The 14,182-nt window shown below is 62.9% G+C and carries 16 protein-coding genes; 12 read left to right on the top strand and 4 right to left on the bottom strand.

All coding sequences use genetic code 11. From position 1 onward, the window contains the following. Window positions 1-185: 185 nt before the first annotated feature. The 8 genes from CEQ44_RS19885 (at window position 186) to CEQ44_RS19850 (ending at window position 7,066) form a co-directional block, all read left to right on the top strand. On the top strand, window positions 186-1,340 hold the full coding sequence (locus CEQ44_RS19885; RefSeq protein ID WP_088185374.1) for a glycosyltransferase family 4 protein: 1,155 nt from the start codon (window positions 186-188) through the stop codon (window positions 1,338-1,340). Further along, a complete protein-coding gene (locus CEQ44_RS19880) occupies window positions 1,333-2,268 on the top strand; it encodes a glycosyltransferase family 2 protein (protein WP_088185375.1) in 936 nt (311 codons plus the stop codon). The genes CEQ44_RS19885 and CEQ44_RS19880 overlap by 8 nt, the downstream gene beginning before the upstream one ends. Next, entirely contained in the window at window positions 2,265-3,308 is a 1,044-nt protein-coding gene (locus CEQ44_RS19875) for a glycosyltransferase (RefSeq protein WP_088185376.1), read from the top strand. The genes CEQ44_RS19880 and CEQ44_RS19875 overlap by 4 nt, the downstream gene beginning before the upstream one ends. Beyond that, window positions 3,305-4,432: an acyl-CoA dehydrogenase family protein gene (locus CEQ44_RS19870; protein ID WP_088185377.1), complete on the top strand. Its 1,128-nt coding sequence runs from the start codon at window positions 3,305-3,307 to the stop codon at window positions 4,430-4,432. The genes CEQ44_RS19875 and CEQ44_RS19870 overlap by 4 nt, the downstream gene beginning before the upstream one ends. After that, on the top strand, window positions 4,426-5,106 hold the full coding sequence (locus CEQ44_RS19865) for a PIG-L deacetylase family protein (RefSeq protein ID WP_088185378.1): 681 nt from the start codon (window positions 4,426-4,428) through the stop codon (window positions 5,104-5,106). Before CEQ44_RS19870 ends, CEQ44_RS19865 begins: the two co-directional genes overlap by 7 nt. Further along, window positions 5,103-5,693, top strand: a complete 591-nt coding sequence (locus CEQ44_RS19860; RefSeq protein ID WP_088185379.1) for an SAM-dependent methyltransferase — start codon at window positions 5,103-5,105, stop codon at window positions 5,691-5,693. The genes CEQ44_RS19865 and CEQ44_RS19860 overlap by 4 nt, the downstream gene beginning before the upstream one ends. Then, complete coding sequence (locus tag CEQ44_RS19855; RefSeq protein WP_176400408.1) at window positions 5,690-6,541, top strand: glycosyltransferase family 2 protein; 852 nt, start codon at window positions 5,690-5,692, stop codon at window positions 6,539-6,541. Before CEQ44_RS19860 ends, CEQ44_RS19855 begins: the two co-directional genes overlap by 4 nt. Before the next feature lie 153 nt (window positions 6,542-6,694). Further along, window positions 6,695-7,066: a DUF6481 family protein gene (locus tag CEQ44_RS19850; RefSeq protein ID WP_088185381.1), complete on the top strand. Its 372-nt coding sequence runs from the start codon at window positions 6,695-6,697 to the stop codon at window positions 7,064-7,066. Window positions 7,067-7,141: 75 nt separating this feature from the next. Here the strand turns inward: CEQ44_RS19850 and CEQ44_RS19845 are convergent, their stop codons facing one another. The 3 genes from CEQ44_RS19845 to CEQ44_RS25155 form a co-directional block, all read right to left on the bottom strand. Continuing rightward, entirely contained in the window at window positions 7,142-7,612 is a 471-nt protein-coding gene (locus CEQ44_RS19845; protein WP_176400413.1) for a nuclear transport factor 2 family protein, read from the bottom strand. Then, window positions 7,612-8,241, bottom strand: coding sequence for a pyridoxamine 5'-phosphate oxidase family protein (locus CEQ44_RS19840; RefSeq protein ID WP_088185383.1), 630 nt, complete (start codon window positions 8,239-8,241; stop codon window positions 7,612-7,614). Before CEQ44_RS19840 ends, CEQ44_RS19845 begins: the two co-directional genes overlap by 1 nt. Window positions 8,242-8,388: 147 nt before the next feature. After that, the gene (locus CEQ44_RS25155) at window positions 8,389-8,664 is read right to left on the bottom strand and encodes a LysR family transcriptional regulator (protein ID WP_254913735.1); all 276 of its coding nucleotides are present in this window, start codon (window positions 8,662-8,664) and stop codon (window positions 8,389-8,391) included. A 124-nt stretch (window positions 8,665-8,788) separates the two neighbouring features. Here CEQ44_RS25155 and CEQ44_RS19830 point away from each other — a divergent pair, with 124 nt between their 5' ends. The 3 genes from CEQ44_RS19830 to CEQ44_RS19820 are packed head-to-tail and all read left to right on the top strand — an operon-like array spanning window position 8,789 to window position 11,005. Continuing rightward, window positions 8,789-9,148: a DUF393 domain-containing protein gene (locus CEQ44_RS19830; protein ID WP_088185402.1), complete on the top strand. Its 360-nt coding sequence runs from the start codon at window positions 8,789-8,791 to the stop codon at window positions 9,146-9,148. Beyond that, entirely contained in the window at window positions 9,145-9,639 is a 495-nt protein-coding gene (locus CEQ44_RS19825; RefSeq protein WP_088185384.1) for a DUF427 domain-containing protein, read from the top strand. The genes CEQ44_RS19830 and CEQ44_RS19825 overlap by 4 nt, the downstream gene beginning before the upstream one ends. Before the next feature lie 4 nt (window positions 9,640-9,643). Next, on the top strand, window positions 9,644-11,005 hold the full coding sequence (locus CEQ44_RS19820; protein WP_254913734.1) for an AarF/ABC1/UbiB kinase family protein: 1,362 nt from the start codon (window positions 9,644-9,646) through the stop codon (window positions 11,003-11,005). Here CEQ44_RS19820 and CEQ44_RS19815 read toward each other — a convergent pair. Continuing rightward, window positions 11,002-13,272 (bottom strand): FdhF/YdeP family oxidoreductase, encoded by a 2,271-nt coding sequence (locus CEQ44_RS19815; RefSeq protein ID WP_088185404.1) that lies wholly within the window; start codon window positions 13,270-13,272, stop codon window positions 11,002-11,004. The two genes, CEQ44_RS19820 and CEQ44_RS19815, sit on opposite strands and share 4 nt — an antisense overlap. 309 nt (window positions 13,273-13,581) lie before the next feature. On the opposite strand from CEQ44_RS19815, the gene CEQ44_RS24575 reads away from it, so the two are divergent. After that, a complete protein-coding gene (locus CEQ44_RS24575; RefSeq protein WP_140419423.1) occupies window positions 13,582-14,106 on the top strand; it encodes a hypothetical protein in 525 nt (174 codons plus the stop codon). Window positions 14,107-14,182: the final 76 nt, after the last annotated feature.

The following is a 14,182-nucleotide window of genomic DNA, read 5'->3' as shown; positions in this document are numbered from 1 at the left end:
ACATAATTCGCTATGATGCATATTAGTTTGGGGGTCACCGCGGCAACTTGCTGAAGCGCGGCGGGTTATGTCCGTGCAAGCATCGTGGGCTTCCTTGACGGAAGGCATCACCAATTTTCGATAATAATTATGAAAGGGGTGGCGCCGCGCTATCCCCTTTCATGCTGATGACAGGATCGTAGCGAATGCGGATAGGCATCATCGCCCATCTCAAACACCCGATTGCAGAGCCTTTTGCCGGTGGGCTGGAGATGCATACGCATCTGCTTGCGCGATCGCTGCGGGACAGGGGCCACGCGGTCACGCTGTTCGCGTCGTCCCGATCCGAGCCGGGGATCGGCCTGGAAGCCATCTGCGCCGAGACCGCGATTCAGGCGGTGGGCACTACGGAGGCGACCGACGTCGCGTTCTTCCGCGAACATCATGCCTACCTTAGCCTGATGACCGATCTACGGCATCGCAACTTCGATATCATCCATAATAATTCGCTGCATTATCTGCCTGTGGCAATGGCCGACAGTTTGCCCATGCCCATGGTAACGACGCTGCACACCCCGCCCTTTTGCTGGCTGGAAAGCGGCATTCGCCTCTGCACGGCGGGCAACCATGATTTCGTCGCCGTATCCCGTTCGGTTGCGGGTCTTTGGAGCCATGTCACCCATAGCGATACGGTCATATGGAACGGCATCGACCTGCAGAAATTCGCATTCCATCGCGAACCCGACGCTGACCCTTATCTGGTCTGGTATGGCCGCATCGTCCCCGAAAAAGGACTGCATCTGGCGATCGAGGCGGCTCGGCAGGTCGGCATGCCGCTCAGGATCGCAGGGCCGATCCTCGACCAGGATTATTATCAAACGAGGATTGCGCCAGCGCTGGGCAAGGATGTCGTCCATGTCGGCCATCTTGCGCATGATGAATTGGCCCGGCTTGTCGGCGGAGCGCGCGCGTTTCTATGTACGCCGATGTGGGATGAGCCTTATGGCCTGGTCGTAGCCGAAGCGCTCGCCTGCGGCGTACCGGTGGCGGCCTTTGCGCGCGGCGCGATACCCGAGATATTGGATGTCACCTGCGGCGTGCTGGCGACCCCTGACGATGTCGCGTCTCTTGCGCAGGCTACTCTGCGTGCGCTGACGCTGGATCGGCCGGCGTGCCGGACCAGGGCGGAACAGACGTGCGACGCCGAACATATGGTCGATAATTATGAGGCGCTGTATCAGCGTCAGACCGACAAGGTGGCGCGATCTGCTCGCGAAGAGCGCGCGGCGGCGATCCGTCTTGTGCCTGCAGCGGTCCCATCCCGTGCGATGTTGCCTGCGCCATCGGTTTCGCATGGCTGAAACGAGCGTCATGATATTGTGTGTCTGCGTTCCGGCCCGCAACGAAGCGATGCGACTGCCGACATTGCTGGACGCCCTGGCGTTGCAGGATTGGCCGGGTGCGATTCCGGTTGCGATCGGGATCAACAACAGCACCGACGATAGCGTCGCAGTCGTTCAAGCGGCCGGCGTTCGCTATGCCGGACGGCTGGACATCCAGATGACGGAACGCAATTTTACGCCCGATTGTGCCCATGCCGGATCGGCCAGGCGATTGGCCATGGATGCCGGACTTGGCCTTTTGCCGACACCTGAAGGCAACGCCCTGGTCAGTACGGATGCAGACAGCCGTCCTCCCCCTCACTGGCTGCGCAATAACGCGACGGCTTTTTCGCGTGGGGCCGACATGGTCGGCGGCCGGATCGAAATTGACATCCATGAGCCACTGCCGCCCGCCGTGCATCGGCTACGCGCTGCGTGGGACCGATATTGGGCGGACGTCCGCGCGATCGAGGATGCGATCGACCCGCTACCTTGGGACCCGGCGCCGCGACATGGCGACCATACGGGGGCGTCGCTCGCCATACGGGCGGACCTCTATCTGGCATGTGGTGGCGTTCCGGCGATAGCAAGTGGCGAAGACCGGGCGCTGGTGTCGGCGGCGCTGGCGCGCGGCGCGCGTCTCGTCCACCCGGTCAATGTCCATACCTCTGTCTCGCCGCGCCTGGAAGGGCGGGCGGATGGCGGGATGGCGGTCGCCATGCAGCATCTATTCGCCAGCGCCCAAAATGACGAACGGCTTATGGCCCCGGCCTTCACCCATTGGCGCGCACGGGCGCATTGGCGCAGGCAGTTGCGGGTGCAACCCGATGGCAACGCGCTGATCGCCCGGCAGGAACCGATGCTGCCCCCCATGCCCAACGACATGATGCTGGAACCCTTGTCATGACGCGGCGCCCGATCGGCTATTATGTGCATCATCATGGCGCTGGCCATCGCCAGCGGGCGGAGGCGATCGCAACGGCATGCGAATGGCCCGTCGTTCTGCTGGGGACAGGCTTGGGCGCGGCGGGGATCGACCTGCCCGACGACCGGCCCGTTTCCGGCCGTTTCGACGGGATCGATGAGGCGACCACGCGGCCTGCCGCCCTGCATTATGCGCCGATCCACCATGACGGGGTGCGATCGCGCGTGGCGCGCATCACTCAATGGATCGCCGCGGAGCGCCCTGCCCTGATGGTCATCGACGTTTCGGCCGAAGTTGCGATGCTGGCCCGCCTCGCCTCTGTGCCCACCCTCTATGTGCGGCTCAACGGCGATCGCAGCGACGAAGCGCATCTCGACGCCTTCCGCGGCGCCACTGGCCTTCTCGCGCCTTTCCATCGCGATCTGGAAATGCCCTCCACCCTCGCGTGGATCAGGGACAAGACGACCTATCTTCCCGGCATCACCGCTACACCGCACATAAATGCCCCTCAGGAAAACCGCATTCTCGTTGTGATCGGTCGCGGCGGCTCGCCTGGCGATGGTGCGGCGATCGCCCGCGCCGCGCGTGCCTGCCCGGATATGCACTGGCGCGTGATCGGCCCGGTGACTGTGCCGGTCGATCAGCCGGCCAATCTTGATCTGGCCGGATGGGTCGACGACCCGGCACGCGAGATCGCCGACGCCGGGCTGATCGTCGGCGCGGCAGGGGACGGGTTAGTGGGTGCAGTTATGGCCGCCGATCGGCCCTTCCTCTGCGTCCCGGAGGCGCGCCCCTATGGCGAGCAGCGGGCGACAGCGCTTGCCCTTGATGCGCTGCGCGCTGCCATCATGATCGAAACATGGCCATCCCCCGACCAATGGCCATCCCTGATCGACCGGGCGACGGCATTGCCAACGCACGCCCGCAAACGCCTGCACGATCCGCATGGTGTGGACGCCGCGGCGGCCTGGATCGCAAGCAAGGCCGCCGCGGCGGTCGATGAACGGGAGAATCTAGCGTGACCTTGTCCAGACATCCCCGGTCCGATGCCGACACACCCGCTGCGCGCGCGGCGGCGATCATGCCGGCGCTGGTCGCGCTCGGCGCGCGCTATGATGCCGCGCCGGTCTTTCCGGTGGAGAGCATGAAGACACTGGCCGTGGCGGGTCTTCATCGCACCTTCGCCCCGGTGGACAGCGGCGGCGAGGCGTTTGACGACAGCGTATCGCGGAACCAATGTCTGATGAATGTGCTGCGCATCATCGGTCGCGCGGACCTTAGCGTCGGGCGGCTTTATGAAGGCCATGTCAATGCGCTCGCTTTGTTCGATTGGTATGGTTCGCTGGCGCAGAAGGCCGAGCTGCGGCATCATCTGGTCCAGGGCGCTTTCTACGGGGTCTGGGCCACAGAACCCCAGCCGGGCGTGCGGTTGCGCGACGTCGATGGCCGATCGACGCTTGACGGCGCCAAATCCTTCGCGACCGGGGCGGGCGGTCTGGCTTATGCGATAATCACCGCGCAGCCGGCACAGGGAGAGCGGCGACTGGTCGTGGTTCGGGCCGACGATTCCACCAGAACCGACCTCTCGCAATGGCGGGTCAGGGGGATGCGGGCGACCGGCAGCGGCATCTATGACCTGACCGGCATGACTGTCAATCCATCCCATCTGCTGGGCCAGCCCGGCGACTATGATCGCGAACCCCGTTTCACCACCGGCGCCTGGCGCTTTACCGCAGTGCAACTGGGCGGGATCGAGGGGTTGCTCGCCGAAACCCGCCTCGCCATGTCGGACGCGGGGCGCGCCGACCCTTTGCAACGCGCCAAATTCGCCGATGCCGTGGCGGCGACCCGCACCGCCTATTTGTGGGTGCGCGAATGCGCGCTCAGGGCCGCGCGCGACGATGCCGATGGTCCTGCCTTCGCCCGCATGACGCGCGGCATCGTTGAGCGTGCCGGCCTGGACGTCATGGAACTGGCCACCCGCATCACCGGCACGCGCAGCGCCATGGACGGACAACGGATCGACAAGATCATCCGCGACCTCAGCCTGTATCTGCGGCAGGGCGGACCCGACTATGCCCGCGACCAGGCGGCACTTGTTTGGCTCGACCACGACGCCTGGGGCGCGGAAGACGTCTTATGGTAGCGCTTTCCCTGTCCGCAAAGCCCTGGCGCGGGGTGCGTTGGCTGATCCTTGCGCCGCATCCCGATGACGAGACGCTTGGCGCAGGCGCACTCATCGCGCAGACGGCACGAGATGCGCGGCTGGCGGGCCTTGTCTATCTGACCGACGGGTCGGGATCGCATGAAACCGCGCCAGGCCGGTCAGGCAGGCTGGTGTGCACTCGCAAGCGTGAGGCGGCTATCGCGCTGCATCGCCTGACGGGCAATCGCCGCCAAGCGCCGCTGCATCTGGACTGGAAAGACGCCGCGCCCGCCCGATTGCAGGATCCGGCTTTTGAGCAGGCGGCCCGTCAACTGAGCGTCCTTTGCCGTCGGTTGCGGGTGGACGCGATCGCTGTGACCGCAAGCCACGAACCCCATTGCGATCATGAAGCTGCAGCACGGCTTGCCTATGCCGTGGAAAAACGGGCCAGGGGCAGGCTGGTCGTCGCCGAATATGTCGTCTGGGCGCAGGCGCCTGATCCGCGCACGCATAGAGCGCTGCGCACCGCTCCCATGCTGCGCGGACGACGCCGCCAGGCGCTGGCCGCGCACCGCAGCCAGCTCACCGCCTCTCATGGCCCCGGTTTCCGGCTGCCCGCCGCCCGCCGCGCCATGCCGAGCAGCGACGTCCTTTATTTGCGGAGAGCGTTTTGACCCTACACAAGACAAGCATCGACCCCGAATATTTCGAAACTATGTTCCAGGAGACCAGCGATCCGTGGGACCTGGAGAGCAGCGCCTATGAGCGGGACAAATATGCCCATAGCATCCGCGCGCTAGCAGGACGGCGATACGAACTGGGGTTTGAAGTCGGCTGCGCCAAGGGTGTCCTGACGCAGGCGCTGGCACCTCATTGCGATGCGCTGGTGGCTATAGACGTCAGCGAAACAGCGCTCGAAGCCGCGCGGGAGCGCTGCGCCGCATTTGACCATGTCTCCTTTGGCCGAATGGTATTCCCTGGTCAGGCCCCTATGGGCAGCGCCTTCGATCTCATCATCCTGTCTGAAGTCGCTTATTATTGGGATGATGAGGACATTATACATGCCGCCCGATGGATCGCCGCTCATGTCGTGCGCGGGGGCGACATCCTGCTCGTGCACTGGACGGGCGACACCGACTATCCGCAAAGTGGCGATGACGCCGTGCGGAAATTGTCGGAAGCGCTCGGCCCTGCCATCGCCGTCATCGCCGCGGAGCGTTTGGCCCACTATCGGCTCGACCTGTGGCGCGCGCGCGCATGAGCCTCAGCGTCCTCACGATCGTGAAGAACCGGTCGGCCCATCTGGCGCAGCTGATCGAAGGCTTGCGGCGCAGCGCCGTTCCGCCAGCCGAACTTGTCATAGTCGATATGGCCAGCCATCCGCCGGTCAGCGCTGTCGAAGCCCCATTTCCAATCAGGATAGTGCGTCTCGATGGCCCCGGACTGCCGCTCGCGGCCGCACGCAACGCTGCCGCGCGGGCGGCGAGCGGGGATACGCTGCTCTTTCTCGATGTCGATTGCATTCCCATGCGCGACCTGACCGGCGCTATCGCACGATGTTTGAATGACCATGATGCGCTGATCTGCGCCGAAATCCGCTATCTTGCGCCTGACCATGCCCGTGGCGAATGGGACGAAGCCGATCTGCTGCAACGTGCAAAGGGGCATCCCGTTCGAGAATTTCCCGCTCAAGGCCTACGCCAGGAAAACAATGCCGGTCTGTTCTGGTCGCTGGCGTTCGGCCTGCATCGCCAGAGATTTTGGGATTTGGCCGGGTTCGACGAGGCCTTTACCGGCTATGGCGCCGAAGATACCGACTTCGGCTTTCGCGCACGGCAAGCAGGCGTGCCTTTGTTGTTCATGGGCGGCGCGGGTGCGTTCCACCAATATCATGACGTTTTCGATCCCCCGCTCCAACATCTGGAAGACATCGTCCGTAACGCCGGCCTCTTTCGGGCGCGGTGGAATATGTGGCCGATGGAAGGATGGCTCGACGCGTTCGAGACAGGCGGATGGATCGCACGGTGCGGGGGCGGGATAGATGTGCGCCGCCTGCCGAGCGAAATTGAAATCAAGCAGGCGCGCATGTCGGCGTTCGCCTCGACCTGAAAGAGGGCGGGAAGGTTGCCGCGGCAGCTTACCGCTACACGCCGCCTTGAGATCAGCACTGTCTTTTGCTAATGGCACGGGCGTCGATGCTAAAGGCGTCTGGCTGTGGCGCAAAGATGCCCACCAACATGATTCAAACTCCAAGGATAAACATTGCCTTCCTATAAAGCTCCTTCGTTCCAGGACCGTATCGCCGCAGCCGGGTCGGCCAAACAGAAAGCCTTGACTGCGCTCAAGGCCAAGCCGCCTGTCGATGAGGCGCTAATGGCCCAACAACGCGCGGCGCGTGAAGCCCGTGAACAGGAAATTGCCATCGAGCGTGCGGCTAAGGCTGAGGCTCTTGCACTGGCCAAGGCTGAAAAAGCAGAGCGTAAGGCGGCCGAGCAGGCGGCGGTAGCCGAACAACAGGCCGCCGCAGACGCCGCTGCCGCGCTGAAGGCGGCCAGGTTGACCCCGGCCAGCGCTGCTGAAATGAAGGCGGCGCGCGATGCCCGCTACGCTGCCAGAAAGGCCCGCAATAAATAAGTCGGGCCGCCCCGCAGCGAAAGGGTCCAATGTTCAAGCCAGCCATCGCATTGAAGGCTCAGCTATGGATCTGTGCTACAGTCCAAGCGCGCTTAGTCCGGGATGATCATCGGGCCGTCGCCCCTGTGTCCAGTGGAACTTCCGTTCCGCCGCGCTGATCGGGCTATCGTTGATACAGGCGAAGCGCCGGCTCATCAGGCCGCGCTCGTCAAACTCCCAATTTTCGTTGCCATAGGAACGGAACCAGTTGCCGCTGTCGTCATGCCATTCATAGGCGAAGCGCACCGCGATGCGGTTTTCCAAAAAAGCCCATAGTTCCTTGATCAGCCGATAATCCAGTTCGCGCTGCCATTTGCGGGTGAGGAAGGCGATGATGGCGGGGCGTCCGTCGATCCATTCGGCGCGGTTGCGCCATTGACTGAGCGGCGTATAGGCCAGCGCGACCCTGGCCGGATTACGACTGTTCCATCCATCCTCGGCCAAGCGCACTTTCTCGATCGCGTCGTCAAGCGTAAAGGGTGGCAGGGGCGGTCTTGGATTTTCCATCATGCGTCTCCCAATCCGGCAAGCTGGTCCTGCAACATTCTGTTCTGGGTTTCCAGTTCCGCCAATCGCTTGTGCAGCGGCCGGACCGCCTGCTCGATGTCGCGCTCCGTGAAGCGCGGGGTGATATGCTGCGGGCAGTTCCAGTCGAAGGCGTCCAGCCGCAGCCGGAAGATGCGTTCGGGCCGCGCCTTGTAATCTTTGTCCATGACAAGTTCGGCCAATGTCGGATCGACATCAAGCGGCAGTTTTTCGACATGAACATACATCTTCAGCCGGGCGCGACGGGGATAATCCATCAGGATCAGGCAGGCACGGTCGTTCGCGGCGAGATTGCCGGTGCTGATATATTGCCGATTGCCGCGATAATCGGCAAAGGCGAGCGTGCGATCGTCGACAATTTTGAGGAAACCCGCAGGGCCGCCGCGATGCTGGACATAGGGCCAGCCATTTTCTGACACGGTCGCCATGTAAAAACTGTCGCGGGCCGCCAGGAAATTGGCCTCGTTAGCCGTGAAGCGGTCAAAGGCGCGATTTCCGGCGAACGCTGCCCAATGGGCATCGGCGCCCATCTCCGCCTGAGCCGCGCGGACGCTTGGCGTGGTCGCGATATCCAGAAAGCCGTAGGACATACCATATCTCCTTTCGTGTGACGGGCGCACTTAGCCCCCGATCCGGCAGATGTCCGATCCGAACGGCCACATCGATGCCTTCCCGAGGATGTTCACCAATCGACCGACAAACAGGCGGCGCCTGGTCACGGCCGGAAAATGGCCCAGTTAATCGAGCAGGATCGGCAGTGGGTAGATATCCCCAAACAGCGCCGATCCATAGCCCCGACCGCCCTCGCTCAGTTTGACCGACCACGCCGTCCTGGTCAGTAGCCGGACGCCGATCTGATCCTCCAGCGCCGCGATCGCGGATTGCGCGAAACCGTCGGCTTCTGCAACGCGGACGAAGACGGTCATGGCCTGCCAGCGGTCCAACGCTTTTCCTAAAATGACGTCCAGGGTGGCGGATCGTGCGCCGAACGCCATCGGTGGGTCAAGCGTCATCGATTTTGGATCCTGTGGCCTCTGAACGCCGGCTCGTCATCACCCAGGACGGCTCGTTCGCCATTTCAACGGGGGGACGAAAGGTCAGCTTGAACGCTTGTGTGGTCAGCCGCACATAGGCGTCATGGCCAAAGTCATCATATGGCATGACGGGGGGTGCCCGCTCTGCCGCCGTGAGATCGCGCTCATGCGCCGACTGGATCACCGCGGGCGGATAGATTTTATTGACGTGACCGAGGCGGGGAGCGTCTGCCCAATTGATCGCCAAACGCTCCTTACGCGGCTGCATGCCAGCGAGGACGGGGTTCTGCTATCGGGCGCGGCGGCCTTTGCTGCGATGTGGCGGGCAATCCCCCTGTTGCGGCCTATCGGCCTGCTGGCCCGGTCTTCGGCCATGCTCGCGATTCTCGAATTTATGTATCTGTGGTTCCTGAAGCTGCGGCCCCGTCTTCAGCGCCTTGTCGGCGGGGGCGCAGGAAGATGACGCCGCGTCGCGACCCCGTGGGGCCGGGCCAAGTGAGCGTCTGGGACTTCCCGCGTCCTGCCGCGGCCGAGCCGGTGGGCGCGCATGTCCTTATCGAACATCGCGGTGTCATCGTCGCCGATACGCGCCGTTCGGTGCGGACGATCGAGACCAGTCACCCCCCCAGCTATTATATTCCCAAGGATGACATAGCGACCGGCCTTCTTCGTCAAGCCAGCGGCGGCTCGTTCTGCGAGTGGAAGGGCACCGCTACTTACTGGGACATCGTCATTGACGACATCGTGCTGGCGCGTGTCGGCTGGAGCTACCCGGCGCCCACGCCGCGCTTCCAATGCCTTCGGGACCATGTCGCCTTCTACGCCGCCCCGTTCGATCGCTGCACGGTCAACGGAGAGACGGTGATTCCGCAGCCGGGCGGCTTCTACGGTGGATGGATCACCGCCGATCTCGCCGGTCCGTTCAAGGGCGGACCTGGCAGCATGGGATGGTAGGGTCTTGAGCAAAGGTGATGGCGATCGCCCCGACCGGAGCATCCCGCAGGGGCGCCTGTCCCGGCTGGGCCACTTCGGGCGGCTTGCCGGCGGCGTCGCGGGGGGCATGGCGGCGGAAGGCGTGCGCCGGATCGCCGCCGGCGAGCGACCGCGGCTGAGCGACCTGCTGCTCACGCCGGGCAATGCGAAGCGGATCGCAGACCGTCTGTCACATTTGCGCGGCGCGGCCCTCAAACTGGGCCAGATGATTTCGATGGACGCCGGCGACCTCTTGCCCCCGGAACTTTCCACCATCCTGGCGACTGTCCGCAACCAGGCCTATCGCATGCCTCCACACCAGCTCGACGCTGTGCTCAAGAAGGAATGGGGGGCTGACTGGCGGCGGCGGTTTGCGCGGTTCGACGCCACCCCGATCGCCGCCGCGTCCATCGGCCAGGTCCACCGCGCCATATTGTCGGACGGACAGGTGCTCGCCATCAAGGTCCAGTATCCGGGCGTCCGGGCGAGCATCGACGCCGACGTGGATAATGTCGCGACGCTTCTGCGCCTGTCGAACCTGCTCCCACCAACGCTGGACGTGTCGCCCTTGCTGGCCGAAGCCAAGCGGCAGCTCGCCGAGGAAGCGGACTATCTGCGGGAGGGTGAGCAGATGCGCGCCTATGGTGAGCGCCTGGCGGGCGACGCGCGCTATATCGTTCCCGCGCTGCATCCAGACCTGACCACGTCCCAGGTGCTGGCGATGCAGTTTGTGGAGGGACGCCCGATCGAGACGCTGGCCGATGCGGCGCAGAGCCTACGTGACGGCGCGATGACAGCGCTGGTGGACCTTCTTTTGCGCGAACTCTTCGCATTCGGCGTCATGCAAACCGATCCCAACTTTGCAAACTTCCGCTGGCAGCCGGATAGTGGGGCGATCGTGCTGCTCGACTTTGGCGCGACCAGGGTCGTGCCGGTCCAGACCATTGAGTCCTATCGCGCACTCCTTGCTGCCGGTCTGGCCCACGACCGCGACCGCATTCGCGATATAGCGGTTGAGACTGGCTTCCTGGGCGCGGACGCGGTCGCCGCGCACCGCCCCGCGGTTGACCGCATTATCGCCGCGATCGACAACGTGCTCTGCAGGCCAGGCCCCTTCGACTTCGGCGACCGCGCGTTCGTGCCCGTTGTGCAGGCGGAGGCGGCGTCTCTGGCCGGCGACCGGACCACCTGGCATATTCCCGACGTTGAGACGCTGTTCGTCCAGCGCAAGATAAGCGGGACGGCTCTGCTGGGCGCGCGGCTTAAGGCCCGCGTCGACGTGGTCGGCCTCGCGCAGGCGGCGATAGCGTCAAGCAGGCCCTTGGTTGACCAAAGAGGAAGCGCCTAACCGATCGCCTCGATCCTGACGGGCACCGCTTTGCTGGCCGGGGTTTTGGAATGCTGGTCGTGATGGGACAGGGCGATCAACGGATTGAGTTCGGGATAATAGCCCGCGATCGTCCCATCGGGCAGGTCATAGGGCACGATCTCTAGGTTATCAACGCGGCGCACATGGCCATCGGCCGCATCGCTCACCAGTGCGACGCGTTGCCCACCGACCAGTCCGGCTCGTTCGATATCCGCCGCATTCATCAGGATCACATCCCGCTTACCCTCTATTCCGCGCAGCCGGTCGCTATAGCCGTAGATGGTCGTATTAAATTGATCGTTGGACCGCACCGTGACCAATCGATAGCGGCCCTGAGCGTCGGGAACATTGGTGGCGGCCAGCATGTCGGGTGCCGTAAACTGCGCCTTGCCGCTTTTGGTCTTCCAGATGCGTTCGCGCGCGCTATTGCCGCGATAAAAGCCGCCTGGCTCGAACATCCGGGCATTCATGTCGTGAAATTCATCTTGATAGGTGTCGGCGATCAGATCGCGAACCAGCGCGTAGTCGCCCGTCCAGTCATCCCAACGGACTTTGGGATTGGGGGGCAGCGTCGCCTTCGCGATCCCCGCCACGATCGCCAGTTCGGATTTCAGATGCTCGCTGGCGGGCTTCCTATGACCGATCGACCCGTGGACATGGCTGAAACTGTCCTCGATCGTAACGGTCTGCGCGCCGCCCGCCTGCATATCTTCCTCGCTGCGGCCCAGACAGGGGAGCAAATAGGCGGTCTTGCCGTTGAACAAATGGCCTCGATTGAGCTTGGTGGCGATCTGCACCGTCAGTCGCATCTGTTCCCACACGGGTTCGATCCGGCCCTGATCGGGGATCGCGCGCAGGAAGTTGCCGCCCAGGCCGATGAACGCCTGCACCTTGCCTTCCAACAGTCCTTCGCAGACCTTGACCGTCGTCATGCCATGGTCGCGCGGCGGATCGAAGCCGAACTGCGCGGCCAGCTGGTCCAGCGGCACAAGTTCGGGCTTTTCGGAAATGCCCACCGTGCGCTGGCCCTGTACATTGCTATGGCCCCGAACCGGGCAGATGCCCGCGCCTGGCCGCCCGATATGTCCGCGCATCAGCAGCAGGTTCAGCAGCATGGCGATATTTTCAAAGCCATGGACATGCTGCGTCAGGCCCATGCCATAGACGCCGATGACCCGTTCAGCCTCCACATAGACGCGGCCCGCTTCCTCGATATCCGCGCGGGTTAGCCCCGATTCCTGCGCGATCCGTTCCCACGACGTCGCATCGGCGCGCACGCGAAATGCGTCGAAGCCGGTGCAGTGGGCATCGATGAACGCCCGATCGATGATCGTGCCGCCGCGCGCCTCATCCTGCGCCAGCACATATTTGCACAGGCCCATGATCGCCGCGATGTCGCCCCCGGCGCGCACCTGAAGATATTGGCAGCTGATTTGCGTGTCCCCGCCCGTCAGCATCTCCTTCGGGCTTTGCGGATTGGTGAAGGCGATCAGCCCCTTTTCGCGGATCGGGTTGAAGGTCACGACCTTGCATCCCCGCTTCACCGCTTCCTGCAGAGGGTGCAGGAAGCGGGGGCTATTCGTGCCAGGGTTCTGCCCAAAAAAGAAGATCGCGTCGCATTGCTCGAAATCATCGAGGGTGCAGGTGCCGACCGGCGATCCGATTAACTGCTTGAGCGTCACCGACGTCGTTTCGTGGCACATGTTGGAGCTGTCGGGCAGGTTGTTATGCCCATAAAGACGCGCGAACAGAGCGTAAAGATAGGATGTCTCCAGGCTGGCCCGCCCGGACGCGTAGAATATCGCCGCTTTCGGATCGATCGCGCGCAACTCTTCGCCGATGGCGGAAAAGGCGTCGTCCCAGTCACACGGGACATAATGATCGGTGGATGCGTCATACCGCATCGGCTGCGTCAGCCGTCCTTCATGCTCCAGGTCATGATCGTTCCAGCCGCGCAGTTCTGTGACTGTGTGCTTTGCGAAGAAGTCCGGCGTGCACCGCCGCGTGGTCAATTCCCAGAAGGTCGCTTTTGCGCCATTTTCGCAGAATTCGAAGGCGTGGGGATGTTTGGGCTTCCCCCATGCGCAACTGGTGCACATGAACCCGCCGGGCTTGTTTTGGCTTCGTAATGTTTCGAACGCTCCGAGCGCTTGTGGTTCATGGGCTATCGTGCCGATCATACCGCGGAGCGAACCCCATCCGCCGGACGAGCCGCCATATTCGACCGATTCGGCTTCGTCCGCCATGTCATCCTCCATTAGAACTGCACTGTCGGGTAAGCATTGGACCAAGGCGACGGTTCCCGCGTCACACGAGGTCGCAGCTTAAAAGCATGATGGGATGTTACAGGACGTCCAGGCTCTTTCCGATACTTTGTACAAGGCTGCGCATCGCAAACTTATCTATGCCAATATAATCGACATGGCGACTGTGTCGCGAATGCTCCTGGGCAAGCGAAATCTGCCAGTGTTGTTGGCCAGTGGCCGGTCGACCAATGACGCGCGCCCTCTCAATCAATGGCCAAACGAAGGACGCTCCAGTCGCGGTGGGTGAGGTTGAGCGCAGCACTGTTTTTTTGTAGAACCGGACAGCCTGAAGAACCCGTCATTCAGTATGATGTGAGCAAGCCCTGCAACGATACTGGCGTGAATGTGGAAGCGAACAACAGTTATCGTCTGACCTTTGTGATCCAGCACCCAAAGGCAGGACACGATGTCTGGCGCGACGCGTCGATACCCAGCGTGTTTGGAGGGATGTCCTCCTGGCGAGGATGGGGACATCCGCTGGAAAGCGCAAAATTCGTGGCGGCAGCGCCGTTCCGCGGGATCGTGCCCGCCCGTTGGTTGCAGCCGCTATATGCCATCCGCGAGAAGGACGGTCCCGATGCTGATAGACTGGGGACAGCATTTTCGTGGCGCAACTCCCGTCCACCACGGCGCGAAGCTATGAGAAAAACGGCCGGAGAGAGACGGCTTATTCTATGGATGTCACTGCGCCATATAACCGACGGCCTTTTCTTTTCGCGAACGACGTGGGCGTGCGTTGGTTCTATGACAATAATAGCGGGACGGCGGATTTGAACATTGAACATTTGTAGCGAACAAAGCGTAAAAACAGAATATGGTGATGGCTGATCTCAACAGATCGGCTTGGGAT

The sequence above is a fragment of the Sphingobium sp. Z007 genome, assembly GCF_900013425.1.
Lineage (GTDB): Bacteria > Pseudomonadota > Alphaproteobacteria > Sphingomonadales > Sphingomonadaceae > Sphingobium.
The sequence above is the reverse complement of the archived record's forward strand: the minus strand, read 5'-3'. Positions and strand labels throughout refer to the sequence as shown.

What these genes read in the sequence shown, in the direction of transcription:
- CEQ44_RS19885 (WP_088185374.1), top strand. Translation starts at nt 186, where the DNA reads ATGCGGATAGGCATCATCGCCCATCTCAAACACCCGATTGCAGAGCCT.
- CEQ44_RS19880 (WP_088185375.1), top strand. Translation starts at nt 1,333, where the DNA reads ATGGCTGAAACGAGCGTCATGATATTGTGTGTCTGCGTTCCGGCCCGC.
- CEQ44_RS19875 (WP_088185376.1), top strand. Translation starts at nt 2,265, where the DNA reads ATGACGCGGCGCCCGATCGGCTATTATGTGCATCATCATGGCGCTGGC.
- CEQ44_RS19865 (WP_088185378.1), top strand. Translation starts at nt 4,426, where the DNA reads ATGGTAGCGCTTTCCCTGTCCGCAAAGCCCTGGCGCGGGGTGCGTTGG.
- CEQ44_RS19855 (WP_176400408.1), top strand. Translation starts at nt 5,690, where the DNA reads ATGAGCCTCAGCGTCCTCACGATCGTGAAGAACCGGTCGGCCCATCTG.
- CEQ44_RS19845 (WP_176400413.1), bottom strand. Translation starts at nt 7,612, where the DNA reads ATGGAAAATCCAAGACCGCCCCTGCCACCCTTTACGCTTGACGACGCG.
- CEQ44_RS19840 (WP_088185383.1), bottom strand. Translation starts at nt 8,241, where the DNA reads ATGTCCTACGGCTTTCTGGATATCGCGACCACGCCAAGCGTCCGCGCG.
- CEQ44_RS25155 (WP_254913735.1), bottom strand. Translation starts at nt 8,664, where the DNA reads ATGACGCTTGACCCACCGATGGCGTTCGGCGCACGATCCGCCACCCTG.
- CEQ44_RS19830 (WP_088185402.1), top strand. Translation starts at nt 8,789, where the DNA reads ATGGCCAAAGTCATCATATGGCATGACGGGGGGTGCCCGCTCTGCCGC.
- CEQ44_RS19825 (WP_088185384.1), top strand. Translation starts at nt 9,145, where the DNA reads ATGACGCCGCGTCGCGACCCCGTGGGGCCGGGCCAAGTGAGCGTCTGG.
- CEQ44_RS19815 (WP_088185404.1), bottom strand. Translation starts at nt 13,272, where the DNA reads ATGGCGGACGAAGCCGAATCGGTCGAATATGGCGGCTCGTCCGGCGGA.